The organism is Paraburkholderia sp. RL17-373-BIF-A (assembly GCF_046030175.1).
In the GTDB taxonomy this organism is placed as follows: domain Bacteria; phylum Pseudomonadota; class Gammaproteobacteria; order Burkholderiales; family Burkholderiaceae; genus Paraburkholderia.
Genome location: NZ_JARESO010000562.1, coordinates 1 through 231, shown reverse-complemented (window position 1 = coordinate 231; position 231 = coordinate 1). Strand labels below are relative to the sequence as shown.

The 231-nt window shown below is 58.0% G+C and carries 1 protein-coding gene; it reads right to left on the bottom strand.

Going from position 1 to position 231, the window contains the following annotated elements:
• Positions 1-231 (bottom strand): Tn3 family transposase (locus tag P0D80_RS51760; RefSeq protein ID WP_408296835.1); only part of this gene is annotated, 231 nt, incomplete at both ends.

The window sequence follows — 231 nt, the reverse complement described above, 5'->3', positions numbered from 1 at the left end:
TGAGATCCTTGATGTTGCGCATGCGTGGCATCAGGTTGATGCCCACCACGTACGACAGACCGAAGACCGGACCGCTTTGCGCCTGCGTATCGCCGTGGATCGTATCGGGCTTGACGTCGGCGCCATTCAGGATCAGCTCATCGAGGATGTAGACGGCTTCGTGGACGCCGCACGGGATGAAGTGACTGGACAGCGCAATGTACATGTCGGATACGTGATAGTAGCCGATCG